We start from the raw sequence: 24,163 nt of genomic DNA, 5'->3' as shown, positions 1-24,163 counted from the left end.
TATGAGTAAATCAATCAATTCCACTTGCGCCAAGCGGTCACCATGGGCGTGGGTGCCTACACTATACTTTGCTCAAGGGCTTCCATATATCGCGGTGATGACCCTCTCTGTGATAATGTACAAAAGATTGGGTGTCTCCAATACCGACATAGCCCTTTATACAGGGTGGCTTTATCTGCCATGGGTTATAAAACCGTTCTGGAGTCCGTTTGTCGACATAATATCAACCAAACGCCAATGGGTCATCATTATGCAATGGTTTGTGGCAATAGCTTTTGCCGGGATAGCGTTTGCATTGCCAGTGCAGTTTTTCTTTAGTCTTACACTTGCTGTGTTTTGGCTCGTGGCATTCGTGTCGTCCACTCACGACATTGCTGCCGACGGCTACTATATGCTGGCACTTACGGAACATGAACAATCATTTTATGTGGGCATACGCTCCACATTCTATCGTATAGCATCAGTTGCCGGACAAGGAGCTCTTGTCGTGGTGGCAGGATGCATTGAAGAGAGCACCGGAGATATCCCTTTTGCATGGGGAGTGGTATTTTTTGTACTGTCTGCCATGTTTCTGTTTTTTGCCGTTTATCATTCCTGGGCTCTTCCCAAGGTGGAGATCAGAAACACAAAAAGGAATTACACTTTTAATGATGTGACAAAAGAATTCGTAAGAATTTTTGTCGCCTTTTTCAGAAAGAAGCAAGCCGGACTTGCGATCCTCTTCATGTTACTGTATCGGTTGCCTGAAGCGCAACTTATAAAGCTAATAAATCCTTTTCTTCTTGATGCAAGTTCCATCGGGGGGCTTGGCCTTTCCACATCAGAAGTAGGAATTGTGTATGGGACTGTAGGAATTATAGGATTGACGGCAGGAGGTATTATTGGTGGCATATTGGCTGCAAAAAAGGGATTGCATTATTGGCTTAAACCTATGGCATGGAGCATGTCGCTCACCTGCCTGACTTTTGTATATCTCAGTTGGGCAAGTGAGCCGAGCCTGCTGACAATAAATACATGTGTGTTCATCGAGCAGTTTGGTTACGGATTCGGATTTACAGCCTATATGCTCTATCTCATATATTTCTCAGAAGGAGAATTCTCTACGGCACACTACAGTATCTGCACAGGTTTCATGGCTCTTGGCATGATGCTGCCAGGTATGGCTGCCGGTTGGATACAGGAAACCATCGGATACCGTTATTTCTTTATTTGGACAATGATATGCTGCATTGCTACTATCGGCGTCACATATTTGCTGAAGATCAATCCGGAATTCGGGAAGAAACATTGAACGACTTAACTCATGCCGGTGTTATTCTATGATATACCAACGGCTTAAATACATATGAACATGATGTCTTTATTAATGGGCAGCGTTGCGCTCTTAGCTGTTGCAGGATCATGCTCCCAAGCTGTCTCTGAACCTACATCACCTGTGGCGGAAACAGTGCTGGCGACTGGCAATGCAATAGTGGTACGACCCGGAATTGAAGTGCTTGCCGAAAACGGATTCAAACAGTTGCAAGGCAAGCGTGTCGGACTGATCACAAATCCTACCGGAGTTGACAATAACCTGCGCTCTACCATAGATATTCTTGCTGAGGCACCAGGTGTAAGACTTACTGCGCTGTTTGCTCCGGAACATGGTGTGAGAGGTGACTATGTGGCAGGAGCTTCTGTTGCAAATGATGTTGACAAAAAGACTGGTGTACCGGTGTATTCTCTTCACGGCCGAACAAAGAAACCTACCCCAGAAATGTTGAGAAATGTCGATATTCTTGTATATGACATTCAGGATATAGGATGCCGCAGCTATACATTCATATCCACGATGGGATTGGCTATGGAGGCAGCCGCCAATGCAGGAAAAGAGTTTATGGTGCTTGATCGTCCGAATCCTCTTGGAGGAGTGCGAGTCGAAGGGAATCTTGTGGAGAAAGGAAGGGAATCTTTTGTAGGACAATACCCGATACCTTATATATATGGGCTCACTCCGGGAGAGCTTGCAGAGTATCTAAATAATGAAGGTCTTTTAGGTGCCGGTGTATCCGTTGATCTGACGGTGATACCGATGGATGGGTGGCAACGCAACATGACATTTTCTCAGACCGGGATGCCCTGGGTACTCCCCTCTCCTCATATACCGACTACAGATGCGGCTCTGCTTTATCCGGCTACAGGTATCATGGGCGAGTTGAGTTATGTGTCAATCGGTGTCGGATATACTCTTCCTTTCAGCCTTGCGGCCGCCCCATGGATCGATGCACAGAAACTATCCGAACGATTGAATGACATTGGCATTCCCGGAATCGAATTTCGACCGATATACTACAAGCCATTCTATGGTCAGTTCAAGAATGATAATGTTGCCGGAGTGCAGGTTTATATAAAAGATGCAGCCAATGCCCCTTTGAGTATAATCCAGTTCTATGTTATGCAGGAACTGGCTTCCATGTATCCTTCCCATAAGGCTTTTGCCACAGCCGCCCCTTCAAGGGTAAGAATGTTTGATCAGGTGTGCGGATCTGCCAAGGTCCGTCAACTTTTCACTAAACGTTACAAGGTTGACGATATGATCGATTTCTGGGAGCAGGATGCCCGACAATTCAAAGAAAAATCATCAAAATATTATATCTATAAATGATCCTGATATTTGACAGCGGGAGCACCAAGACTACGGTTGCAAAGGTCAGTGATTCCGACACCTTAGCCGAGTTTATACCTCTTTCAAGAGGCATCAATGCCATGACCGTAAAGAATGGGGAGCTAAAAGGCTTGATCTCAGAATGTGATGCGTTGCTCAGTGATGCTGAGCATGTGGGTGAGGTATATTACTATGGCGCAGGCTGTGCTACCGATGAGGCATGTGAAAGGATAAGGACAGACCTGTCATTGTTATTCCGTAATTCAAGGATTGAAGTCTCCTCCGATATGCTCGGTGCTGCCCGGGCTGCATGCGGTAATTCAGCAGGGATTGTTGGCATTCTCGGCACAGGTTCTAACTCCTGCCTGTATGACGGCAGGGATATAGTAGAGAATGTCTCCCCACTCGGATACATTCTCGGTGACGAAGGGAGCGGTGCCGTTCTTGGAAGATTGTTTTTAGGGAGATTACTAAAAGGTCAATTCTGTAATGATGTGTTAAAAGACTTTAAGAATGATTGTTCTTTCAGTATCCCTGAGATAATTACACAAGTTTACAGAGAGTCACGTCCCAACGCGTTTCTCGCTTCCTTCGCTCCATTCATTCTGAAATGTTGCCGCTATCAGGATGTCAACAGATTTGTTATCGATGAATTTCGAAGATATATACGGTACAATCTCTTGAATTACACCGGATTCGGCGTACTCCCTGTGAATTTTATAGGCTCTATTGCTGAAAATTTTCACTCTCAGTTGTCAGAAGCAATGCAGGCAGAGAAAGGTGTCATGGGGCGTGTGATACAGTCTCCGATATCAGCTCTTGCACATTTTCACAGCCACGCCCTCTGAACTAATTTTAACAAAAGATTTAATTGGGCTTGAATTCTGGCGAAAAAAACACTATCTTTGCATAGTTTTTGGGATGCAACAGAGCACTCGAAGATTCAAAGTTTATAAATTAATATCCTAATATATTATCCAATCAACACAATGAAAAGAGTTTATACGTTTGGAGATGGCAAGGCCGAGGGTAATGCCTCAATGCGCAATCTCCTTGGTGGCAAGGGTGCTAACCTTGCTGAAATGAACCTTTTGGGAATGCCTGTTCCCCCCGGTTTCACCATCACCACCGAAGTATGTACCGAATACACACAGTATGGACGTGACGAGGTTGTCAGCCGTCTTGAGGATGAAGTAAAGGCAGCCATCGCTCATGTTGAGAATCTTACCGGCAAGAAGTTCAATGATCCTGCCAATCCCCTTCTCGTATCAGTTCGTTCAGGCGCGCGCGCTTCAATGCCCGGTATGATGGACACCGTCCTCAACCTCGGCATGAATGACGAGACTGTGGCTTCTCTCGCAGAAAAGAGTGGCAATCCTCGTTTCGCATGGGACAGCTACCGCCGTTTCGTTCAGATGTATGGCGACGTGGTTCTCGGCATGAAGCCCAAAACCAAGACCGACATCGATCCTTTCGAGGAGATCATGGATAAGAAAAAAGAGGAAAAGGGCGTTAAGCTTGACACAGAACTTGACGTAGAGGATCTCAAAGACCTCGTTAAGCTCTTCAAGGCTGCTGTAAAGGAATATACAGGCAAAGACTTCCCCGATAATGCCTGGGAGCAGCTTTGGGGTGGCATCTGTGCTGTATTTGACAGCTGGATGAACGAGCGTGCAATCCTTTATCGTCGTATGAACCAGATCCCTGAGGAATGGGGAACTGCCGTTAACGTTCAGGCTATGGTGTATGGCAACATGGGTGATAACTCCGCTACTGGCGTTGCTTTCAGCCGTGATGCAGCAACTGGCGAAAACATGTTCAACGGTGAATACCTTATCAACGCTCAGGGCGAGGATGTCGTAGCCGGTATCCGTACTCCTCAGCAGATCACTGTTGAGGGCTCACGCCGTTGGGCTGCCCTTCAGGGTATCTCAGAGGATGTCCGTAAGGAAAAATATCCTTCTCTTGAAGAGGCAATGCCTGTATGTGCCGCTGAGCTCATTGCTATTGCTAACAAGCTTGAAAGCTATTATAAGGACATGCAGGATATGGAGTTCACTATCCAGGATGGAAAACTTTGGATGCTCCAGACTCGTAATGGCAAGCGTACAGGTGCCGCTATGGTGAAGATCGCCATGGACCTTTTCCGTGCAGGAGAGATTGACGACAAGACTGTCCTTATGCGCATGGAGCCTCAGAAGCTCGACGAACTTCTTCACCCTGTATTTGACAAGGCTGCCCTCAAGCGTGCCAATGTTGTAGCAAAGGGTCTCCCCGCTTCACCCGGTGCAGCTTCAGGTCAGATCGTATTCTCCGCAGAGGAGGCTGAATCATGGGCCGAGAAGAAACGTAAAGTCATCCTTGTCCGCATCGAGACCTCTCCCGAGGACCTTCGTGGCATGGCTGTTGCTCAGGGTATTCTCACAATGCGTGGCGGTATGACATCTCACGCTGCTGTGGTTGCTCGTGGTATGGGCAAGTGCTGTGTGTCAGGCGCAGGTGAAATCCGCGTTGACTACAAGGCCAAGACTGTAGAAATGGCAGGAAAGACCTATAATGAAGGTGACTGGATCTCTCTCAACGGTTCTACCGGCGAGGTTTACGACGGTCAGGTACCCACTGTTATGCCTGAACTTGGCGGTGACTTCGGTCAGGTAATGAACTTTGCCTCCAAATACACCCACACTCTCGTTCGCACAAATGCCGACACTCCACGCGATGCCAAGCAGGCTCGTTACTTCGGTGCTCAGGGTATCGGTCTGTGCCGTACAGAACACATGTTCTTCGAGGGCGACCGTATCAAAGCTGTTCGCGAAATGATCCTTGCAAGCGATGTAGAAGGTCGTCGTGCCGCTCTCGCTAAATTGCTCCCCATACAGCGTGGTGACTTTGAAGGCATATTTGAAGCTATGGACGGCTTCGGAGTTACCATCCGTCTCCTCGATCCCCCATTGCATGAGTTCGTGCCTCACCAGACAGCCACCCAAAAGGAGCTTGCCGAGCAGATGGGCATCACTCTTGAAGAGGTAAAGGCAAAGGTAGACTCTCTCGAAGAGTTCAACCCGATGCTCGGACACCGTGGTTGCCGTCTTGGCATCACCTATCCTGAGATCACTGAAATGCAGGCTCGCGCTATTATCGAGGCTGCTCTTGCAGTGAAGGCTCGCGGTATTGATGTTCATCCCGAAATCATGATCCCCCTTGTTGGCTCACTCAAGGAGATCCAGAATCAGGCAAACATCATCCACTCCACAGCTACTAAGGTATTCGAAGAAACCGGCAACACTGTAGCATACAAAGTCGGCACAATGATTGAAGTTCCTCGTGCTGCTCTTGTGGCAAATCAGATTGCTGAGGTTGCCGAATTCTTCTCATTCGGAACAAACGACCTCACACAGATGACATTCGGCTTCTCTCGTGACGACGCTCCCAAATTCCTTAAGTTCTATAAAGAGAACGGCATCATTAAGACAGATCCATTCGAAGTTCTTGATCAGGAAGGCGTAGGTCAGCTCGTAGAGATGGGTGTCAAGAAAGGTCGTGCTACCAACCCCGATCTCAAAGTCGGTATCTGTGGTGAACATGGCGGCGAACCTTCATCTGTTAAGTTCTGCGCTAAGCTTGGCATGAACTATGTATCTTGCTCACCTTTCCGTGTGCCCATCGCCCGCGTAGCAGCGGCCCAGGCAGCCATAGAAGATTAATCCTTAGTAACTGAAATCTAACAATTAGGTCGTAACGCCTTGCTTTGCAGGGGTTACGACCTAATTCACTATTAAACCTCTCGTTCATTTGTACACATAAATCGAGCAGAATAAACGGAAATGTTTAGAAATAGCTTAGACTTTTCACCCCCTCTGCTTAGAGCGTGTTTAGAGCAATGTTTAGAGTAAATAATCAGCCGTAAGTCTCTGATTAATAAAAAAAGCCCAAAGGCATTAAATATTAATCAAACATTAAATAAGAGAACTATGGCAACCCTAAGACCATGCGTTCAGAAGCAACGCTCAGACGGATTCTATCCAGTCTATATCTGGGTAATCCAAAACAGGAAACCCGGGTATATCAAAACCGACAAGATTGTAGAACCTTCAGCGGTCTCCAAGACTAAAGAAATTCGTGACAATGAAGTCCTGCGCTATTGCACCCAGCTCATATCCGAGTACAATCGTCGTCTAAATCTTCAGGACACCTCATTATGGAGTGTCAAGGAGGTCATTTCATTTCTCCAGACTCAGGAGAGTGACGCAAGTTTCACTGACTATGCCAAACTCCATATTGACCGCATGATCAACAGCGGTCACGACCGCAATGCCAAGAACTATAAAATGGCAGTCCAAAGTCTTAAAAGCCTGAAATGTTAAAATTCGAGCGGTTTTGTGTTTTCAGCCGCTTTTTTATGTGTTAAAAACAAATCAATCGGTTTGTTTTTCGGATTATTTCGCTAATTTTGGGGTCATGGAATCTATAGCCGGGAAATTATGGATAAGATACTAAAACAACGTGGCAGCATCGTCCTGCATAAAGACAGGTACAACGGTGAGGAGTGCATCCGGGTGGACTACACGGACAGCCAAGCCATAACCCTGCTGCTGGCACAGGACACCGACGTGGCTGCGGTCGTGGACGGCTCCGGCTACATTCCAGCCACCGTTTTCCGCCTTCTATGACCGCTATTCTCCGCACGCCTATATTGACTACAGCCGTGTATATGTACGCCATCCCAAGCCAAAACGGGAATATGTGCTGCCGAAAGGCTATCTTGAACTGCTGGAACAGAAGCGTTACAGCCCTTCGACCGTCAAGACCTACAAGGCTTATTTCAGCGACTTCATGGAATATCACAAGGGGCGTAACATCGACCGTCTGAAAGTGCCGGACATCAACAAGTACATACTCTATCTTGTGAACGAGAAGAAAATCTCGGTGTCGCAACAGAATATGCGCATCAACGCCATCAAGTTCTACTACGAGCAGGTGAAAGGCGGCAAACGGCAATACTACGGTGGCATCACCCGTGCCAAAGAGTACAAGAGCCTGCCCGAAGTGTTGAGCCGCAACGAGGTGCGGCGCATTCTTTCATGCCTTGCAAACCGCAAGCATCGCTGTATGATTTCGTTGATTTATTCCGCAGGATTGAGAAGGAGCGAGTTGCTTAACCTCACTCCGCAGGATATTATGAGCGAACGTATGCTGATTCGCATTATGGGCAAGGGCAAAAAATGCCGCTACTCGCTGCTGTCGGAGAAGGTATTGTGCGAACTTCGGGAATATTTCAAGGAATATCGCCCGCAAAAATGGCTGTTCGAGGGCGAAACACCCGGAGAGCAATATTCGGCAAGTGCATTGGTGAAAGTGTTGAAGGAAGCCGCCGATCGAGCCGGCATCAAGCACCGGGTACACGTACACATGCTGCGGCACTCTTTCGCCACCCATTTACTGGAGCAGGGTACGGACCTGAGAACCATACAGGAGCTTTTGGGACACAACGACATCAAGACTACGAGCATCTACCTTCATGTTACAAGTGCCCACAAGTCGAGCATACCGAATCCGCTTGATTCATTGGATAACACATAATGTGCAACTGTTAAATTGCAGAACCGGAAATGAAAAATAAAGGCAACATAACAAGACCGCCAGTCAGTAGTATGCAAATCTACTGTATATTGATATCCGCATTGTTGTCGGTAGTTCGGGTGTACGCTTCGACTACAGCAGACTCTGTGTATTTCCACATAAAGGCTGACACGATGCGGGAGATCCGTGCGGGACAAGTGGTGGAACTGACGTATGCGCTGGTCAATGCACAATTCGATTCGGTTTCTCCTCCGGTATTCAACAGCAGCATTGAAGTGATAGAAGGTCCGAAGTCACATGAAGGCAGTAGCTACGCCATTATAAACGGAGTGGGAAGAAAGAGCCGTGAAAGCGGATTCAGTTATATTGTGCAGTTCAGACAGAGCGGAGAGGTCGAACTCCCTTCCGCATCCGTAAAGGCAGGCAACCGGACATATACCACCCCGGAATGCCGTGTAACCGTACATCCTGCCGTAGTGGATATGAACAAACTGAAATGCAGTTTGAAGGTGGAACGTATGGCCGGCGGTTACGCAAAATACTGTGCCACGCTGACCTGCAATGCCTGTCCCGACCAGAACCCGCCACTGCTGTCCATCAACGGGAAAATATTCCGACCTACCCGCAAGTCCTTTTCAATTTCCAACGGCAAGGAAGAATACGTTTACGAGTATTTCTTTAACGATGACAGTTATGAGGTGTCCTGCGAGGAGCTGACCTTTGGTGGCAAACCATATTCCGTCAAACCGAAAAAAGGCAAATTAGCCGGTGCGGACTTCCTTATTGCCATCGTGGTTACAGGCGCATTGTTCGAGTTGGCATGGTGGCTTGCTTGCAGACGTCGCTACCGAGAGGATAAGGATGCCCTTCTTGCCGAATTCGTGTTGGAAAAGAAGGCTCTGCCTCTGACTGTAAGCTGGGCGTATACCCATTATGGCGTATCGCACACGCTATTGCTTTTTTCCGTGCTGTTTCTTGCCACAACGGGAGTTGCGATCTATACAGACAGTCTGTTCATGTCTGTCTTTTTCTGGCTCGGTATTGCGTTTGTGCCGCTTGCTTATCTGTCATATCGCCACCAGCGGCGCAAGCTGGATTTCCAAAGCATACCGACCACGCTGGACGAGCAGGCGATTTACGACAGGATATATAATCTGGCGGCAACTTATGACTGGGATGTTGATCATTACGGTGAGGACTGCATCGTGGCGCATACCAATCCCGCCATCTGGCATCTGACATGGGGAGAGCAGATTTTCATCGTGTTCGACAAAGGACAGGTATGGGTCAACAGTGTGAATGACCTGAACAAGCGTACTTCGCCATTCTCGTTCGGTTATGCCAAACGGAATGTTCGAAGAATAAGGGACGCACTGACACAGAGTGCAGCTATTAGAGATTAGGAAACACACCTGTCGGGTGTCGTTTACCAAAACAAACAACACCTATAGGTGATCTTATAAATACATTATAAGCAATAGTACACCAAATTATGAACGAACAAGTACAAGAACATTTTAGCTGTGCTGATTGGCTCCTAATACCTGCATCCGTTAGAAAAGATGTTGCAGACATATTGGGGCTAACCCTTTTGTCTGATAATGAGCAGTGGGATACCAACTCTATACTTTGTACTACTTATGAAAATGCAGACAATTATCTTAATGACCTTTTACCGAGGGTTGATAAGATATTGATTTCGCCTGTCATTAACGGATATTATATCATTGAAGGAAAATGTTTACGATATATTTACGAAACATTGGGTAAAAGGCTTTCGGCAAAATGTGGTGTCTATTACTTCTCGATAGATTTATGGGAATATCGTTACGCTTATGGCTATTATGAGAGTAGCCAAGAAAAGCGTTTCTATTGTGCCGAATTAGATGCTATCGGAAATCTACAAGAAGAAGACAGAGGGTGTGTATTGAGTTGTGAAAATGATGCAGAAAACCATATCCCAAAAGTAACGATTGAGGATGAGCAAATTCCTAACTCTTGGTTTCTTCCTTTAGGTATTATGTTCAACTTAGGGATAACGGATGCAGAGATACAGCAAGCTCTTAGTAAACTATGCAGCATTTATAGGCTGAATAGCACAGATGCTAAAATGATAAGGAATATAGTAACAGAAAAATTTAGCTTATAACAAGGTCGAGATAACAGCTAAACGCTGTTCCTCACCAACCCATTATTCGCAATAGCAAATGGAGAAAGAAGAAAACTACATATCAAATCTTGATTGCTCGCTTTGGCGAGTTGATGATTTGGGGCTATATGCCGCCAAATCCCCTATCCATATCAATTCTTTGGGCGGGAACTTCGATGTGTGGTTTGATATGGATGGCGAGAGTTTTCCTACCGACAAACAGCTTACTGCATGGACGGAATTTTGCAATGTAAATCCAATGGATATGAAAGAAATGATAATGAATGGTCTTATAAAATTGGCAGATAAAATGGATGCTCTGCCCAATGATGTAGAACTGGAGTATGGTCCAATATATAAGCCAATAGTAATTTCAAGAAATGTCAAACGCTCTGTTGAAGTCATTAAGCATAGTGAAAGACCATTAGGAAAAATGGCAAAATCCACCTTAAAATGCAGTTCGGTTGTTGTGCCGTTACAAGATAAAGCACCAGTTAGATTCATTGTAATGAACTTTGAAATTGGTCATCGTCCTTATGAAATGGAAGCTGTTTTTTGTAATGAAAAGATGCTTATGGTTGGTGAAAACTCTGGCGTTTGGACTCGCCTTGAATGGATAAATGAATTTAATATTCCAAAGTTTAATATTGAAACGGCATTACATCCATATTGGCGACCTGAATAATATGCGAATAACAAGCACCTGTTCCGCCTACGGCGGCAAGCTGCAAACCATTAACAACAAAAGAATTATGGGAATGTTAGGAGTTTACATGTTGGCTGATGAAGCAACAATAGAAAGGCTTTCAAATGATGAAGATTTATTTGAAGCTGTTGAAGAATATGGAGATGAGTCAACAACTATTGCCTATGATATTGATAAGTTATGGGATGGGCTTCATTTCTTACTAACTGGAGTGTCCGCACAAGAAACAATTGAAAATGATCCTTTAAGTGAAGCCATTGTAGGCACTAAAATTTTCGACTGTGAAGATTTTATAGCATATACATACCCTAATCATATTAAGGACATTGTTGATGCACTAAACAAGGCAGATATAGAGGTTCTTATAGAAAGTATGGATTTATCCAAGTTTAGAAAAGCTAAAATATATCCAAATATCTGGGTGAAAAAAGATGAAAAACAACTAAAAGCGGAATTGAAAAAAGAGTTTCTGAATTTGAAAGCCTTTTACGAAAACGCATTAAACTCCCAAACTGGAGTTTTAGTAAGTATTTACTAACGATGTTGTTAACGAGCACCTATTCCGCCTAAACGGCGGCAAGCTGCATCCCATTAGCTGTAATAGAAGCATGAAAAAGATTATTTTCTACATATCGGCAATTCTGTTTTGCTTGCCTATACAAGCACAACAGCCTTTCTTCGGTGTCATTCAGGATGCGGACGGATATGTAAATGTACGTGATACAAGTGGAACAGTAATAGGCAAATTATTGGATAATCATGTGTTTGTCGATTGGGATGCACAAAAGAGCCATAAAGAATGGCATAGCGTAGAATATGGAGCAGAAACGGGCATAACCAAGACTTGCCCGAATGGAAATACCCATACAGGAGAAATCCATAAAAGCCGCATCCGTTATTTGGCAGATTTGCCACAGTTGAAGAAACAGCCGCAAAGCACAGATAAATGCCTTGTATATGCCAACGACACATTAACCATAAAGATAATCTTCCAAAAGTTTAATCCACAAAAACATGCCATTGTTTATGATTTGGAAGCAGGCTTTGTTCGGAGTATTGACGGTTGTTCTGACTTGACAGGCATAGATGATAATATTCCGCATGAAGAATACGCATCTGTCACCGTCAAGCACCCTGCCGGAATATTGGAATTTCCAACAGCATACATAACACATCTATACGAACCGAGCCGAAACAATGTTGTCGTGGCATTGGGTAAAGGAAACTCACTGTTCATCAGCACGCAGAACAGTGACGGTGCAGGCGGATATTATGCCGTATGGACAGTAGAAAATTATCTTGTTAAAAGTCTGTTTGTGTTACATGACTTTTGACTAAAATACAGCTAACAACGCAGGATAACGGACAAGCCGTTCCCTGCTATCCCATTAGTCACAACTTGCGATAACTTATAAATGATAACAGCATGAACAAAGACATTATAGTAACAGAGGATGAAGATGTTAAAATCATCTTTCATTTCAAAGTGTTTTGCGAACTATTGAAAGAGTGCATATCTATATATGGAAATACTACCATAGAGAATGCACTGCAACTGGTTAAAGACTTTCATCCTTTACAACAGCCAATAAGCACAACTGATGATGTTGTTTTCTTTTCTCACGAAAACATTTATCATTGGGCAATGCTTGCTCTATATGGTGAAACGTATTGGCTTACACATCCCGAATGCGAAAAGCTTCTTGATAGTTATGAGAAATGGATAGAAAGTGCTTTAGCCCGATATGCTTTGGATGACTGTTATGAATTTATAAGCAAGAATAATAACGTGACTAACAAAGCGTGATAACGCCTAACGGCGTTCCCCGCTATCCCATTAGTTGTAATATGAGAACGATAATAATACTTTATATTTTATGCTTGCTTTCACCTTATACTTTCGCACAAAGCTGTAAGGCAACTATTCAAACAGAGATTGATGCAATAAACGAAATGCCTTTGTGGATTGCATACCTTGTGCCTTTGGATAGTTTGGGAGAGGTGATAAATAATGAATATATGGAATTTAATCAAGTTCATTCGTACAAAATCTTAGATGATGGTCAAATAAAGAATGCGAATGTATTGTTCACTATGTATTTCGATAGAGATAACAAAATAAGAAAAGTATTTAAGCGATGGGCTGACGGGGGTGCATTGCATAGTATCGCATATTATAATTCTAATGGGCGATTGATATATGGAGCATATAATAAAGGTGATGAAACTCACGGAAAGTTGTATGCTGACGCTTCGGGTTTTCACATAGAGCATTTTCCTGATGAAAACGAATGTAAGAATTGTTTTGAAACATACCTATTCTTATCCACAAAATGTATAGAAGCTCAATATAATATAATATTACAGAGCCTTCCAAATGCTAAAAGGACGAATTTTACGCCACAAGTTGGAGATAGTGCCATACTATGCAGTTCTTACATTTATTCTTTACCTAATGGAGAAAAAACTATCAAAGGCGAAGATGGCATAGCAGTCAAATTTGGAATGCCTGTTGTTATAAGCAAATTAACAAATGGCTGGTGCCGAATAAATTCCATTTTTAATGCTCCTATAGGTTATATACCTATTCAAGACATTGAAATCATTAAGTAAATATAGTAAACAACTAACAAGGTCGAGATAACAGCTAAACGCTGTTCCTCACCAACCCATTAACATCAATAACACTAATAAGTATGAGAACGAAAATTTATTTAAGAACGCTGCTGATAGCCTTTGTTACCATATTGGGACTGACAGCTTGCATGAATGAAGATGAGCCAAAGGACATCACAAAAGAAGTAACGATGTATGTTTCTTCTGAAACTGGAATTATGTATGATTTATTTGATTCGGAAGGAGAATTTCCGATAGAATGTATGCTCGTCAAGGAGCAGGGAGAGGATGAATATCGTCCTTTGGCATTCTGCGGTATTCAGGGCTTCGAATATGAGAAAGGCTATGAATACGATTTGCGTGTCAATAAGACAACTTTGGCAAATCCACCAGCAGACGGTAGCATATACAAATATCAGCTTGTTCGGGTCGTAGAGAAAAGACTGGTCGGTAACCCAAACGAAGCTGAATAATGCGTACAATATGATGTTAACGAAGCAGGGTAACGGCAAGCCGTTCCCTGCTAACCATTAGTAGCGAAAAATGAGACAATGAAATTAATAAAAGAAAAGATAAGAAATGATGGGTTCTATTCAGTCGGATTCAATCCATTAGTTAAACAATACATAATGACAGTCACTATCTGCCATTGGTTTTGGTATGAACGATATTATCTTATCAGTGAAGAAGAGTATGGATGGTTTGATAGTGCGATTCAAAAACTGGATGATTTAGCCAATGATTGTTATAAACAAGGAATTAATCATCCACGCTTCTATTGTTCTGAATTAGAACGAGAGAATACAACTGAACAAGCTATAACTCTTAAAACGCTACTAACAAGCGAATGAACTGCCCTAACGGTCAGTTATTCGCCAACCATTAGCATCGAAGAATAAGAAAAATATAATATGAAGATATTTAGTACAGCACCAGAAGGAAATGAACTTGCAGAAGCTGTTGGAGTTGATTATATAAAATTCTCCATTTCAATGATGGATGAATTTATTGATTGGATGAAAACAACCAAAGAGCCTTCTCAGCCAATATTGGCAATTATTGATATGCTGGTAATACTGGCAAAGAAATACCCCATTGATGCTAATCTGTTAATTAAAAAAGAGAAAGTTCAAGAATGGAAAAATGTTTTTAACGATTGGTTTGAACGTTGTAGCAGTAGAATTCCTGCCAAGTTTAGAAATGGAATTAAAGCAAATGGTGATGAACTTTTTAAAGAATTAGAACAATATGGACATTAATAATTTTGCAGCGGCTATTGAACCTTTCTTTTGGGTTGAACATGAATCAACAATTTCGGTATGTCTGACTGTTGGCGAGTATAAAACGGAAATCTTTCAATCAAGAGAAGATGAAGGATTTGAAGGTAATGGCTACGACTGGGAGTCACTGGCTCGTGTCTTTATTGACGAACAAGCACCAGAGCTATCCGAAAGCATTGACTTCGATTCGGAAGGAAGTATGTTCTGTGCTTATTCAAGTGATAAAGAGGCTTTAAGAAAGTTCATCTTACAGTTTAAAGAAGCATGTGAAAATAAAAAATTAATAATGGACTTATTCTCCCATGCTGAATTGGATTAAAAGAACGATGCTAACAAGCACCTGTGCCGCCTATAACGGCGGCAAGCTGCATCCCATTAGAAACAATTAGTGCGCATGAAATACAGCGAAGCCATAAAGTCATTGATAAGAAAGGGCTTGGATGAAGTCAACCATTCAAGTGCAGGGCATCTGTCCTTATCAACAAGACGTAAGATTCTACAAGCTATCAATGAACCCTGTATCATTGGAAGAATAAGTATTTTATGCGCATTGAAAGTATATCCGATATGGAATGACCTTTTCAGGGATGATACTGATATAATCGGACTGATTACAAAAACGGAGAAATATCTGCTTGGACAAACGAGTAAAAAGGATTTGTTGAAAGATGCCGACCATTTAGACATGTTTGCTGATTATTACATGGAAGATGATATAACAGCCTCGTTTGCTGCCAAGGTAGCTGTTCATGCAGCCTATGATGCCAGTTCAGATGAAGACATGGTTATTAGTGATTACGATTCCGATGAAGAAGTGGAAAACCCGGACGAATGGGATCCGGCATTCCTTGCAAGTTTAGTATATAATGACGGTATTGTTGATTTAGGTTTTATTGATGACGAACGCAATAAAGAGTTTTGGAGCTGGTATCTTACCGATTGCATCGAAACTGCTTGTGCGAATGACAGACTGCCATATCTTGCTTTCGCAAACAAAGCAACAGAAGTCATCTTGACTTTTTGAGTCTGTTAATGTGTTTAAGAAATATCACATGGAATGCCAGGAGATTCCACCCTTTCCAGCTGGAAACCGTTTTGTCGAAACGATTGAGCACGGATCGGAAAGAGTCCATCCAGGCATTTGTCCTCTCAATGCTATATCTGAGAGACAGGAGTTTTCTGTCCAAAAGATATTTCTCATCGTTTTTGGTATGATTGTTGAAATCTACATTAGCAATGACTCCGGCACTGTCACATTTTCTTCTGAAATCGTGACAGTCAAATCCGGCATCGGCATTGAGGAAAAGGCCGTCAATGGAAATTCCTGCGTTATCCATCATGCCAAAAATCTGGTCAAGCGACGTTCCAATCTCATGAACATCATGGTGCTTGCCGGATTTTGGCTCAGACATAGCCACCGGAATGCCCTGGCGGTCAGTAATAAATATGACATTGGTGGTCTGAGCCACTTTATGCGCTGCTCCACCTACTTCCTCTCCTCCGCGTCGTGCCACGGTATGGCTGCCGTCAAGGTCGGCACTGGAGAGGTCTATCATGTCGCGATTGCGTCCAAGCAGCGATTCCCAACTTTTTTGCCACGAACCGTCCTTGCACCACTGCCGAAACTTCCCAAAGATTGTTTTATAATGGAGGACTACTTCGGTGAATATCGCCATAGTGGGAATCATGTGCCATTGGCAGCCTGTCTTGAGCTTGTACAATATGCACTGGATGACCTCGCAAAGGTCTCCCTTGCATGTGTAGCCTCGTTTGGCGGTTGTCAGATACGGCAGGATTTCCATTCTTATGGTGTCTTTATCTATGAGTTCTATCAATTCAAGGAGTGTTTAGGTGTGTTTTTTCTCATTACACTTAACACTCCTTACTGTATTTTGTATGTTTAAAATAAGTCAAGATGACCTCACATTATCTGTCAAATACATTCCTTATCGTACACAACTATGCCCATTTTATAAAGGCTTGATTTGCATTAAACATCCGGAATCTCAATTCTTTCTCCAAGGAAATGCGGCTTTTTGCCAAACCATATATCAAGCATCATCTTGTCTCGTGCAAGCCATTCACGAAGAGCGAGACGAATACGGACCAATCGACCGGCTTTTATCGGAGCTGATATCGCAATAGCATCTATCCCATTGGACTCTGCCAAATACAATGCCCGGGAATTATGATCAGTCTGTGATATTATAGTCAATGAGTCGCAACCGAATATTTCCTTAGCCCTGACAACTGAGTCCAGAGTACGGAATCCGGCAAAGTCAAGAACAATCCTGTCGGAAGGAACGCCATTAGCGATAAGAGAATCACGCATAGCAGTCGGCTCATCATACCCCTTTGAGTGATTGTCTCCGCTGGCAAGAATATAGTCTGCTTTACCGGCACAATAAAGTTCTGCCGCAGTTTTTATTCGAGTGGAAAAATATGTGTTTGGACGCCCAAGTCTATTCAATGGATTTGTCCCAAGCAATAGCGCAACCTTGTTGCGAGGAATTAAACTGACATCAGTATATAGCCGATGCTGAGTAACTTTCTCAACTCTCACATTGACATATACAGTAAAGGCTATTCCTAAAAACATGAACACGGAAATGCTCAGCACAATCCGTTTGATCATAGTTCTTAGACAGGATTTATTGCCCATAAACGTTTATATTATAAGACCGGAATTAGTTGACTGATGGAAAACCCAGAGTCAGATGCCACCTGTGGACAAGATTGATTTGACCCCATCAGACAAACTCTTCAGAGAACAAAAATAAATTGTTTTCAGGGGGCAGATCAATCTTATCCACAGGTGGCATCCGACTTGGGTTTTAATATCATAAATTATATTCTATTCAAAATAAGAAAGCCGTACTACGCACAGCACACCATGCTTTAACTCCTCCATCCTCAGCCTCTGCATAAATAGTAGCGTCCCCGACTCCTACCGCTTCTATCCAACCGTCAGAGTCCACAGTTACCACATCTGGGTTAGAAGAATACCAAATGACATTTTTATTTGTTGCATTTTCAGGATGTACAGTGGCCTTAAGTTGATATTTATTCATTGGACGCATACCATATAAATAGTAGTTAGAAAGAGTTACACTAGTAACGGAAACCTCAGAGACACTAATATGGCATTTTTTTTAATCCATTAGACCCATTCGCAAATGAAATTGTGATACACGCTTCTCCCGCTCCAACTAGTTCTATAGGTATTTCACAATAAGAGTATTCAAACTTGTGGGTAAATTCGTTATGCTTAGTATGCCAATTCGTTTGGCCATCAGGATTCGGGGGAAAACATTCTATCAACTTAACTTGTGCGACTTCATCATTATCGCTCTCTACTGATAAATAAAACAAAGACGATGGTGTATAGTTAGTTGATGTTGCCATTAAATTATATTTTGATTGCGCCTTTAAGACAAATATACTTTGAGACGTATTCTGAAATGATAATTGTTCATCACTAATCTCAAAATCGACATCATCCGGGCCGAGGACTCTAACCCTACACATTGACAATGTCCCCCCTGTTGTCTCGTCTATAATCCGCACGTTTGTCTCTCCAGGAGAATAGCCTAGTATGTCGACTCTGCCATTTTCGTTGTTTAAAAATGCACCGACAACAGTGCCATCATCAGCTCGGCATATACAGTTGCTAAAATCCCCATAGCTATCATAAACAGAGATAATTGTCCCATCACTTGTTACTATTTGCACCTCACTTTGAGCAAACTGCACTACTCGCTCATCTTTACAGCCCGCTACTACCATCAGTACCATCATCAACCATATAAGTAAAAACTTTTTCATGTTGTTATTCAGATTTATATCCATCGTCCTTCTAATGCCATACTGTTATCTACATTAAAATGCCTCCTTTATGGGTGTGAGTATATTGATAGTTTTTCCCATTCCATGTGTAGTCTATGATAAACTTCCATCCGTCAGCCATAAAGGTGTTCCCATGTGAATTTCCATGATTGACTGTCACATATTTATTTGTATATTCAATACATGATATGTTTGGCGTTTCACCGAATTTAAGATAGTTATTTTCATCTACCAATAGGATTGAATTAATATAAATTTTTTGAGTAGAATTTGTATTAATATTGAGTCTTAGATAGCTATAAAATCCAGATGATGTGCTGCCTTCGGTTCCTTGTGATGAGAAAATTTTGATACATTGATCAATTCCAAACACTTCAACTGAACAGGAACCTTCAAATTCTCCATCAATAGTTTTGGCAACAATTATAGCAGTGCCTAAAGCTACACCTTTAACATTTCCACTACTATCTACATTGGCTATTTCAGGATTGAGTGAGGTCCAAACTATTGAGGTATTTGAGGCATCAATCGGCTTTACTGATGCTTTTATTTTTACAGTTTCACCTAAAAGCACACTTGCATTGCTTTGACACTCTATTCCTGTAACAGCTTTAGGATTAACAGTAATTTCGCATTTGTCTGAAATGTCTGTTCCTGGCACAACAGCTTTTATGGTAACACTTCCTATTGAGACAGCAGTTATTATCCCTTCGTCAGTGACAGTTGCCACTTTTTTATTAGAAGTTTCGGCTCAAATCGAAATGCCGGTGCATGAATTTTTGGAAAAGAGTTAAATTTGCGGTATGAAAACCGCAGATGCATTCTGGCAATTCCTGCCAGAAGGATTGGACGAACTGTTTGAGATGGTCAAGTTTGAAAAGACAGACCAGTCCTACGACATATGGCTTGACGAGAAGAAGAAACTGTCGGATGAGGATTTCCGCAATCCTAACATTGTGGCACGTGGATACACGGATTACGTTACAGTGCAGGACTATCCGATGCGCGGCAGACCGGTGTTCCTGCACATGCGCAAGAACAAATGGTGGGACAAAAAGACCAACGAGATATTCTCATATAACCTGGAACTGCCCAACGAGGAGAGGACACGACTCAGCGCCGAGTTCGTGGCTTTTTTAAAAGACGAAGGTGGAGACGACGGCATTGTCGATTAAGCATATAGCGCAGATGTACTGCGTCAACGGCAAATATTTTGCCGAACAGTATCGCAACAGGATAAGCGGTTATACCGAATGGCGTGAGGCCGAACTCGGTTGCGGCTTCTACTTCAACGCTAACAATATCGGCCCGTACATGAGTCTTGACGAAACCTGCCTGAGCAACGGCGAGGTATGGACTTTCCTCACGAACAAGGACGGACACGGCGGCCGTGGGACGCTGGCGGCGGCCATCCCCGGCACAAAGAGCGATGAGATAACCACAATCCTCATCGGAGCCATGGGTAAATCGGTCAGACGCAGGGTAAAAGAAGTGACCTGCGATCTGTCGCCCTCGATGATGCTGATAGCCGCCGAGGTATTCTACAACGCCCACGTCGTTAACGACCGCTTCCATGTGCAGCAGGTCTATAACGAGGCTGTCGACGAAATTCGCATAGACATCCGCCGACAGCTCATTGCCGAAGACAACAGCCGTGACAAATCAGAGCCTCCAATTACATATTCCAACGGCGAGACCATGCGCCAGATCCTTGCCCGCAGCAAGCACACCCTGATGATGTCGCAGAACAAATGGACTGACATACAGCGTCATCGCGCAAACATTCTGTTCAGACACTATCCGATACTGAAAGCTGCATACCATCTGGCTATGGAACTGCGCCAAATCTTCAACGCAAAGATATCACCCACCAAAGCAATGGGTCGGATGAACAAGTGGTATGAAAAAGTAATGGCATTGGGCAACAACAACTTCCGCTCTGTCATCAGGACGTTCAAGAACCACGCCCCGACTATCCTCAATTATTTCCGACGTCGCGCAACTAATGCCTCGGCCGAAGCCTTCAACTCCAAAGTGAAAATCTTCCGCTCGCAGATGCGTGGCGTAAGAGACCGAAACTTCTTCATCTTCCGTCTCGTCAAACTCTACGCCTAAACTTTAACATTTCAGCTCTCGAATTTTAACAAATGCACCGGAATTTCGGCTTGACCCGAAGTTTCCCATTTTTTTCTTTGTTTGTGGTGTTGAATGGTTCTATTGTCGCATAAAGTTCTACGCTCTCTCCGATGATCATATTTAGATTATGTTCACTTAATACAACAGAAGAGGCTTTTATTGGGGATACGGTAATTTTGCAAGATGCAACAAATTTACCATTGTATGAAAGTGATATATCTACCTTTCCAACAGACACAGCTGTCACAATTCCATTTGATACGGTTGCAACATCGTTATTAGAGCTTTTCCAAACAGCTTTATCCATTTCGATATTGCCACTCTCAATAACAACCTGTAAAACAGATGTTTCATCTACTCGTAGAATAATAGAGCTTTCTTTGAACTTTGCTCTTAATGGTTCTTTTGGTTCGTCATCGCTGCAAGCTGTGAATGCTATGGCAGGAAAGAGTATTGCCATAAGCAAGAAAAGTTTTTTGATTTTTTCCATTATTATTGATTTTATTGTTAAATCAAAACGCGCACGAATTTTTGTCCAAAAGTACGACATTTTTAGCTATTAACAGATGTTGATTAACAATATTAACATCAAAAGAGCAACAATCAAGCTATTTAACCACTTGATTATTACCCTTTTAACTTTGAGCCGCGAGCGGGGCTCGAACCCGCGACCTTTTCGTTACGAATGAAATGCTCTACCGACTGAGCTATTGCGGCTTTATTGCTTTCGGCAGTGCAAAGTTAAGCATTTTTTCTTAATTGTGTACTGCCGAAGCGATATTTTTAAATCGTCTGTTTGCTGAATGAGAAATCAATTTTGGCGTTCTCAAAATCAAGCTGCACCATCACAGGTTCGGTCACATATGGCGATATCGAACTTATACGGGCGGTTGATGCTGTTGAATATCCGTAATAATAGTACGAATAATAGTCTGAAGAGCTTGCCGACGGATAATAGGACACATTCACAGGACATATCACAAACTCTTCGTCGTCTGCCGTAACCTCTCCGCGCTTGATTATATCGTTGATGTAATTAAGCATTGAAGAGAAATCGTATTTCTTAGAGTTCGAATCATATGTGGCATAGAATGACGACATATTGTCGTTGACACTGAGTGCCGAGAAGAATTTCTCTTTCTGCGATTTCTTCACCATAAGAATATATGGAGGCGGTGCTATCCCATAGTCATTTTCAACCTCTACAGCCGGAATAGAGAACGACAGGGAGTTTACTATGGCAAGCTCTCCGGTCTGCTCCTTATATTTCTTCAATATCTCACGAGCAGGGAATTTGAATTCCACATCATAACCCAATGGTCCCACAAGTATCGATTTGCCGGAATTGGCAAGTGATGAGAGCTTAGGGCTCATTTTGTAGGAGATATTATTGTTGGTATATACCTCGGGGGTCACTGCCATATATGCACCTACATGTTTGATGATAGTATCGCGAGGATTATCAGTGCCCTCCCCTATGCGATGAGTGGAATGGTAATACACCTGGATAGAGTTGTTGCTTATTCTTGTTACTCGACCTGATCCGAACGATGTGGTGATATACAGGCCAGGAAACCATTTCGCAAACTCTTTTGGCGAAGACAGAGTCTGCGGAGACCTCTTATAAAGATTATACAGATCAATGCCTATCTGCCTGGGCAGATCCACTACAATCTGCTTGTACACACTCCCCTCCGAGTCAACGCCTCTGTCGGGTGAGCCATCAAGCAACGCCGAATAGGACACAGAACCTATCGGATTAGGATCATACATCCCGGCAGGATTGAAGTTACTTTCCATGTCGGTTGGCAATTGCTGCGTAAGCGGATATACTGAAAGACCCATGGGAACCACTGAATCACCTGCAAATCCTCCTTTATACATAAGGAGCAACAGTTTTACGGAATCAACATCATTTGCCGTAGTATTGGTGGTGTCAATATTAGCCGCAGGCATATACTGGCACACTATATCGGATGAGAATTCTCCATATCCTTCAGCGTTAAGCCTTCCGAGAAGCTGAAGGATAGTCCTTGAATGTACTGACGTGACCGGGTCCGAGACACCTGTCGTAGAGAATGACGAGTCATATACAATCTCCACTTCGTCCTCTACCAATGAGCTGCCAGCCTGAGTGGTGGAGTCCTCGCATGACTGTGCCATAATAGAAGCAAGCCCTACGGATATAAGCGGGAAAATGCGTTTCATGTTTCTGAGTATCGATCCGGGACTAATCCGGATCTGTTCTGTTCGTTGATTTCGTACTAAGTTAAAAGTCATCTTCACCGTCCCCTATTAGGCTTCGGTAAAACTCGACCTGTTTCTTTTTGCGTTCCTCCTCAGGGATGTATTCCAAAAATGGCTTACCTGACTGCTTAGCATATTCTATGAGTGCCGGATCAACATCTTCAGTGACCTGCATCACTGCATCAGAATAGTCTATTGCGAATTTGTTGAGGGTGATATAATCTACCGGAGCTCCGGATATAGCGGACAGATTTTCGGCAGAGAACTCGTTCTGTTCAAGCTTCTCCACAAAACGAGGGTCAAGAGCACCATCAAACTTCTCGGGCTGCAATGCATATACAATCTTGGCAGACCGGAATGTCGGATCGTCAGCATATTTGGTGCGCAGATACAACGGAGCAAGAGCCGATACCCATCCGCTGCAATGTATCACCGAAGGTTGCCAACGTAATTTCTTTACCGTCTCCATCACACCGGCAGTGAAGAACATAAGCCTCTCATCATTCTCCTCAGGGATAACTTCTGTCTCAAGCCCCTTCTCCGGAAGCGGATGGAAATAATCATCATTATCGATGAAGTATACCTGCATACGCGATGGTAATAGCGTAGCCACCTTAATTATTAAAGGGTGGTCGTTATCGTCAATCATTAGATTGAGGCCAGAAAGACGTATCACTTCGTGCAGCTGATTGCGTCGCTCATTGATGCACCCATATTTAGGAGTGAAGATCCTTACTTCGAATTCTCTGCCATGAATCGACTGCGGTATCTCGCATCCGAGCTTCGACATAGGTGTGTCAGGTACGTAAGGTGAAACCTCCTGTGAGATGAATAAAACTTTTTTTGCCTCCATTTGGATGGTTAATGCTGTTTAGAAAGGATGCGGGTATAATATTCCGCGTTACAAAGTTATAAAAAATTCCCGAAACGACAGCTATTTCAGCCGTCAAAAAGCTATG

The 24,163-nt window shown here is 43.3% G+C and carries 27 protein-coding genes, 1 tRNA gene and 2 pseudogenes; 20 read left to right on the top strand and 10 right to left on the bottom strand.

Annotated features, from left to right (window positions below; genetic code table 11):
• Position 1: 1 nt before the first annotated feature.
• The 18 genes and pseudogenes from EZ315_RS12510 (at position 2) to EZ315_RS12425 (ending at position 15,999) form a co-directional block, all read left to right on the top strand.
• Positions 2 to 1,291, top strand: a complete 1,290-nt coding sequence (locus tag EZ315_RS12510; protein ID WP_135472366.1) for an MFS transporter — start codon at positions 2 to 4, stop codon at positions 1,289 to 1,291.
• 60 nt (positions 1,292 to 1,351) lie between these two features.
• Positions 1,352 to 2,644 (top strand): exo-beta-N-acetylmuramidase NamZ family protein, encoded by a 1,293-nt coding sequence (locus EZ315_RS12505; protein ID WP_242452600.1) that lies wholly within the window; start codon positions 1,352 to 1,354, stop codon positions 2,642 to 2,644.
• Positions 2,641 to 3,492: an ATPase gene (locus EZ315_RS12500; protein ID WP_135472365.1), complete on the top strand. Its 852-nt coding sequence runs from the start codon at positions 2,641 to 2,643 to the stop codon at positions 3,490 to 3,492. Before EZ315_RS12505 ends, EZ315_RS12500 begins: the two co-directional genes overlap by 4 nt.
• Positions 3,493 to 3,633: 141 nt before the next feature.
• Complete coding sequence (gene ppdK / locus EZ315_RS12495) at positions 3,634 to 6,348, top strand: pyruvate, phosphate dikinase (RefSeq protein WP_135472364.1); 2,715 nt, start codon at positions 3,634 to 3,636, stop codon at positions 6,346 to 6,348.
• A 267-nt stretch (positions 6,349 to 6,615) separates the two neighbouring features.
• Positions 6,616 to 7,008, top strand: coding sequence for a hypothetical protein (locus tag EZ315_RS12490; protein WP_135472363.1), 393 nt, complete (start codon positions 6,616 to 6,618; stop codon positions 7,006 to 7,008).
• Between the two features lie 117 nt (positions 7,009 to 7,125).
• Positions 7,126 to 8,224 (top strand): annotated as a pseudogene (locus tag EZ315_RS12485) (tyrosine-type recombinase/integrase).
• Positions 8,225 to 8,295: 71 nt separating this feature from the next.
• Positions 8,296 to 9,627, top strand: coding sequence for a BatD family protein (locus EZ315_RS12480; protein WP_242452599.1), 1,332 nt, complete (start codon positions 8,296 to 8,298; stop codon positions 9,625 to 9,627).
• Between the two features lie 89 nt (positions 9,628 to 9,716).
• Positions 9,717 to 10,373 (top strand): hypothetical protein, encoded by a 657-nt coding sequence (locus EZ315_RS12475; protein WP_135472361.1) that lies wholly within the window; start codon positions 9,717 to 9,719, stop codon positions 10,371 to 10,373.
• 58 nt (positions 10,374 to 10,431) lie between these two features.
• Positions 10,432 to 11,058 (top strand): hypothetical protein, encoded by a 627-nt coding sequence (locus EZ315_RS12470; protein WP_135472360.1) that lies wholly within the window; start codon positions 10,432 to 10,434, stop codon positions 11,056 to 11,058.
• A 67-nt stretch (positions 11,059 to 11,125) separates the two neighbouring features.
• Positions 11,126 to 11,617 carry a YfbM family protein gene (locus EZ315_RS12465; protein ID WP_035458071.1) on the top strand — a complete coding sequence of 164 codons (492 nt, stop codon included), beginning with the start codon at positions 11,126 to 11,128 and terminating at the stop codon, positions 11,615 to 11,617.
• A gap of 70 nt (positions 11,618 to 11,687) precedes the next feature.
• Positions 11,688 to 12,413, top strand: coding sequence for a hypothetical protein (locus EZ315_RS12460; RefSeq protein ID WP_135472359.1), 726 nt, complete (start codon positions 11,688 to 11,690; stop codon positions 12,411 to 12,413).
• 92 nt (positions 12,414 to 12,505) lie between these two features.
• Complete coding sequence (locus EZ315_RS12455) at positions 12,506 to 12,886, top strand: hypothetical protein (protein WP_135472358.1); 381 nt, start codon at positions 12,506 to 12,508, stop codon at positions 12,884 to 12,886.
• A 41-nt stretch (positions 12,887 to 12,927) separates the two neighbouring features.
• Positions 12,928 to 13,692 (top strand): hypothetical protein, encoded by a 765-nt coding sequence (locus tag EZ315_RS12450; protein ID WP_135472357.1) that lies wholly within the window; start codon positions 12,928 to 12,930, stop codon positions 13,690 to 13,692.
• Between the two features lie 83 nt (positions 13,693 to 13,775).
• Positions 13,776 to 14,168, top strand: a complete 393-nt coding sequence (locus tag EZ315_RS12445; RefSeq protein WP_135472356.1) for a DUF4377 domain-containing protein — start codon at positions 13,776 to 13,778, stop codon at positions 14,166 to 14,168.
• Between the two features lie 78 nt (positions 14,169 to 14,246).
• Entirely contained in the window at positions 14,247 to 14,546 is a 300-nt protein-coding gene (locus EZ315_RS12440; protein WP_135472355.1) for a hypothetical protein, read from the top strand.
• A 60-nt stretch (positions 14,547 to 14,606) separates the two neighbouring features.
• A complete protein-coding gene (locus EZ315_RS12435; RefSeq protein WP_068960251.1) occupies positions 14,607 to 14,954 on the top strand; it encodes a hypothetical protein in 348 nt (115 codons plus the stop codon).
• On the top strand, positions 14,944 to 15,294 hold the full coding sequence (locus tag EZ315_RS12430) for an immunity 51 family protein (RefSeq protein WP_123613416.1): 351 nt from the start codon (positions 14,944 to 14,946) through the stop codon (positions 15,292 to 15,294). The genes EZ315_RS12435 and EZ315_RS12430 overlap by 11 nt, the downstream gene beginning before the upstream one ends.
• A 75-nt stretch (positions 15,295 to 15,369) precedes the next feature.
• Positions 15,370 to 15,999 carry an Imm5 family immunity protein gene (locus EZ315_RS12425; protein ID WP_135472354.1) on the top strand — a complete coding sequence of 210 codons (630 nt, stop codon included), beginning with the start codon at positions 15,370 to 15,372 and terminating at the stop codon, positions 15,997 to 15,999.
• Here the strand turns inward: EZ315_RS12425 and EZ315_RS12420 are convergent.
• The 6 genes and pseudogenes from EZ315_RS12420 to EZ315_RS16995 all read right to left on the bottom strand — a co-directional run.
• Positions 15,983 to 16,777, bottom strand: a complete 795-nt coding sequence (locus EZ315_RS12420; protein ID WP_242452598.1) for an IS5 family transposase — start codon at positions 16,775 to 16,777, stop codon at positions 15,983 to 15,985. The genes EZ315_RS12425 and EZ315_RS12420 overlap by 17 nt on opposite strands.
• 188 nt (positions 16,778 to 16,965) lie before the next feature.
• A complete protein-coding gene (locus EZ315_RS12415; RefSeq protein ID WP_135472352.1) occupies positions 16,966 to 17,610 on the bottom strand; it encodes a SanA/YdcF family protein in 645 nt (214 codons plus the stop codon).
• Positions 17,611 to 17,833: 223 nt separating this feature from the next.
• Entirely contained in the window at positions 17,834 to 18,046 is a 213-nt protein-coding gene (locus tag EZ315_RS12410) for an Ig-like domain-containing protein (RefSeq protein ID WP_170957542.1), read from the bottom strand.
• A gap of 64 nt (positions 18,047 to 18,110) precedes the next feature.
• On the bottom strand, positions 18,111 to 18,800 hold the full coding sequence (locus EZ315_RS12405; protein ID WP_135472350.1) for a hypothetical protein: 690 nt from the start codon (positions 18,798 to 18,800) through the stop codon (positions 18,111 to 18,113).
• 49 nt (positions 18,801 to 18,849) lie between these two features.
• On the bottom strand, positions 18,850 to 19,482 hold the full coding sequence (locus EZ315_RS12400; RefSeq protein ID WP_347294113.1) for an Ig-like domain-containing protein: 633 nt from the start codon (positions 19,480 to 19,482) through the stop codon (positions 18,850 to 18,852).
• Positions 19,483 to 19,491: 9 nt separating this feature from the next.
• Positions 19,492 to 19,557 (bottom strand): annotated as a pseudogene (locus EZ315_RS16995) (hypothetical protein); the annotation flags it as partial.
• A gap of 67 nt (positions 19,558 to 19,624) precedes the next feature.
• Here EZ315_RS16995 and EZ315_RS12395 point away from each other — a divergent pair.
• Together EZ315_RS12395 and EZ315_RS12390 are read left to right on the top strand one after the other, a co-directional pair.
• A complete protein-coding gene (locus EZ315_RS12395) occupies positions 19,625 to 19,996 on the top strand; it encodes an ISAon1 family transposase N-terminal region protein (RefSeq protein WP_123612966.1) in 372 nt (123 codons plus the stop codon).
• Positions 19,971 to 20,936, top strand: a complete 966-nt coding sequence (locus tag EZ315_RS12390; RefSeq protein ID WP_242452597.1) for an ISAon1 family transposase — start codon at positions 19,971 to 19,973, stop codon at positions 20,934 to 20,936. The genes EZ315_RS12395 and EZ315_RS12390 overlap by 26 nt, the downstream gene beginning before the upstream one ends.
• Positions 20,937 to 20,961: 25 nt before the next feature.
• Here the strand turns inward: EZ315_RS12390 and EZ315_RS12385 are convergent, their stop codons facing one another.
• The 4 genes from EZ315_RS12385 to EZ315_RS12370 form a co-directional block, all read right to left on the bottom strand.
• Positions 20,962 to 21,447, bottom strand: coding sequence for an Ig-like domain-containing protein (locus EZ315_RS12385; protein ID WP_170957541.1), 486 nt, complete (start codon positions 21,445 to 21,447; stop codon positions 20,962 to 20,964).
• Between the two features lie 154 nt (positions 21,448 to 21,601).
• A tRNA-Thr gene (locus EZ315_RS12380) sits at positions 21,602 to 21,674 on the bottom strand.
• 66 nt (positions 21,675 to 21,740) lie between these two features.
• Positions 21,741 to 23,165, bottom strand: coding sequence for a DUF4270 family protein (locus EZ315_RS12375; protein WP_170957540.1), 1,425 nt, complete (start codon positions 23,163 to 23,165; stop codon positions 21,741 to 21,743).
• Between the two features lie 61 nt (positions 23,166 to 23,226).
• Positions 23,227 to 24,057, bottom strand: coding sequence for a glycogen/starch synthase (locus EZ315_RS12370; RefSeq protein WP_135472346.1), 831 nt, complete (start codon positions 24,055 to 24,057; stop codon positions 23,227 to 23,229).
• Between the last annotated feature and the right edge of the window lie 106 nt (positions 24,058 to 24,163).

Origin of the sequence: Duncaniella freteri (genome assembly GCF_004766125.1) — a bacterium.
In the GTDB taxonomy this organism is placed as follows: domain Bacteria; phylum Bacteroidota; class Bacteroidia; order Bacteroidales; family Muribaculaceae; genus Duncaniella; species Duncaniella freteri.
This window is presented reverse-complemented; position numbering and strand designations above follow the sequence as displayed.

Bases quoted from the DNA above. Each gene is read 5' to 3' on its own strand.
- EZ315_RS12405 (WP_135472350.1), bottom strand. From the start codon at position 18,800: ATGAAAAAGTTTTTACTTATATGGTTGATGATGGTACTGATGGTAGTA.
- EZ315_RS12385 (WP_170957541.1), bottom strand. From the start codon at position 21,447: ATGGAAAAAATCAAAAAACTTTTCTTGCTTATGGCAATACTCTTTCCT.
- EZ315_RS12410 (WP_170957542.1), bottom strand. From the start codon at position 18,046: ATGAATAAATATCAACTTAAGGCCACTGTACATCCTGAAAATGCAACA.
- EZ315_RS12415 (WP_135472352.1), bottom strand. From the start codon at position 17,610: ATGATCAAACGGATTGTGCTGAGCATTTCCGTGTTCATGTTTTTAGGA.
- EZ315_RS12475 (WP_135472361.1), top strand. From the start codon at position 9,717: ATGAACGAACAAGTACAAGAACATTTTAGCTGTGCTGATTGGCTCCTA.
- EZ315_RS12440 (WP_135472355.1), top strand. From the start codon at position 14,247: ATGAAATTAATAAAAGAAAAGATAAGAAATGATGGGTTCTATTCAGTC.
- EZ315_RS12435 (WP_068960251.1), top strand. From the start codon at position 14,607: ATGAAGATATTTAGTACAGCACCAGAAGGAAATGAACTTGCAGAAGCT.
- EZ315_RS12465 (WP_035458071.1), top strand. From the start codon at position 11,126: ATGGGAATGTTAGGAGTTTACATGTTGGCTGATGAAGCAACAATAGAA.
- EZ315_RS12395 (WP_123612966.1), top strand. From the start codon at position 19,625: ATGAAAACCGCAGATGCATTCTGGCAATTCCTGCCAGAAGGATTGGAC.
- EZ315_RS12500 (WP_135472365.1), top strand. From the start codon at position 2,641: ATGATCCTGATATTTGACAGCGGGAGCACCAAGACTACGGTTGCAAAG.
- EZ315_RS12480 (WP_242452599.1), top strand. From the start codon at position 8,296: ATGCAAATCTACTGTATATTGATATCCGCATTGTTGTCGGTAGTTCGG.
- EZ315_RS12430 (WP_123613416.1), top strand. From the start codon at position 14,944: ATGGACATTAATAATTTTGCAGCGGCTATTGAACCTTTCTTTTGGGTT.
- EZ315_RS12450 (WP_135472357.1), top strand. From the start codon at position 12,928: ATGAGAACGATAATAATACTTTATATTTTATGCTTGCTTTCACCTTAT.
- EZ315_RS12505 (WP_242452600.1), top strand. From the start codon at position 1,352: ATGATGTCTTTATTAATGGGCAGCGTTGCGCTCTTAGCTGTTGCAGGA.
- ppdK (WP_135472364.1), top strand. From the start codon at position 3,634: ATGAAAAGAGTTTATACGTTTGGAGATGGCAAGGCCGAGGGTAATGCC.
- EZ315_RS12510 (WP_135472366.1), top strand. From the start codon at position 2: ATGAGTAAATCAATCAATTCCACTTGCGCCAAGCGGTCACCATGGGCG.
- EZ315_RS12445 (WP_135472356.1), top strand. From the start codon at position 13,776: ATGAGAACGAAAATTTATTTAAGAACGCTGCTGATAGCCTTTGTTACC.
- EZ315_RS12375 (WP_170957540.1), bottom strand. From the start codon at position 23,165: ATGAAACGCATTTTCCCGCTTATATCCGTAGGGCTTGCTTCTATTATG.
- EZ315_RS12460 (WP_135472359.1), top strand. From the start codon at position 11,688: ATGAAAAAGATTATTTTCTACATATCGGCAATTCTGTTTTGCTTGCCT.
- EZ315_RS12490 (WP_135472363.1), top strand. From the start codon at position 6,616: ATGGCAACCCTAAGACCATGCGTTCAGAAGCAACGCTCAGACGGATTC.
- EZ315_RS12425 (WP_135472354.1), top strand. From the start codon at position 15,370: ATGAAATACAGCGAAGCCATAAAGTCATTGATAAGAAAGGGCTTGGAT.
- EZ315_RS12470 (WP_135472360.1), top strand. From the start codon at position 10,432: ATGGAGAAAGAAGAAAACTACATATCAAATCTTGATTGCTCGCTTTGG.
- EZ315_RS12420 (WP_242452598.1), bottom strand. From the start codon at position 16,777: ATGGAAATCCTGCCGTATCTGACAACCGCCAAACGAGGCTACACATGC.
- EZ315_RS12455 (WP_135472358.1), top strand. From the start codon at position 12,506: ATGAACAAAGACATTATAGTAACAGAGGATGAAGATGTTAAAATCATC.
- EZ315_RS12370 (WP_135472346.1), bottom strand. From the start codon at position 24,057: ATGGAGGCAAAAAAAGTTTTATTCATCTCACAGGAGGTTTCACCTTAC.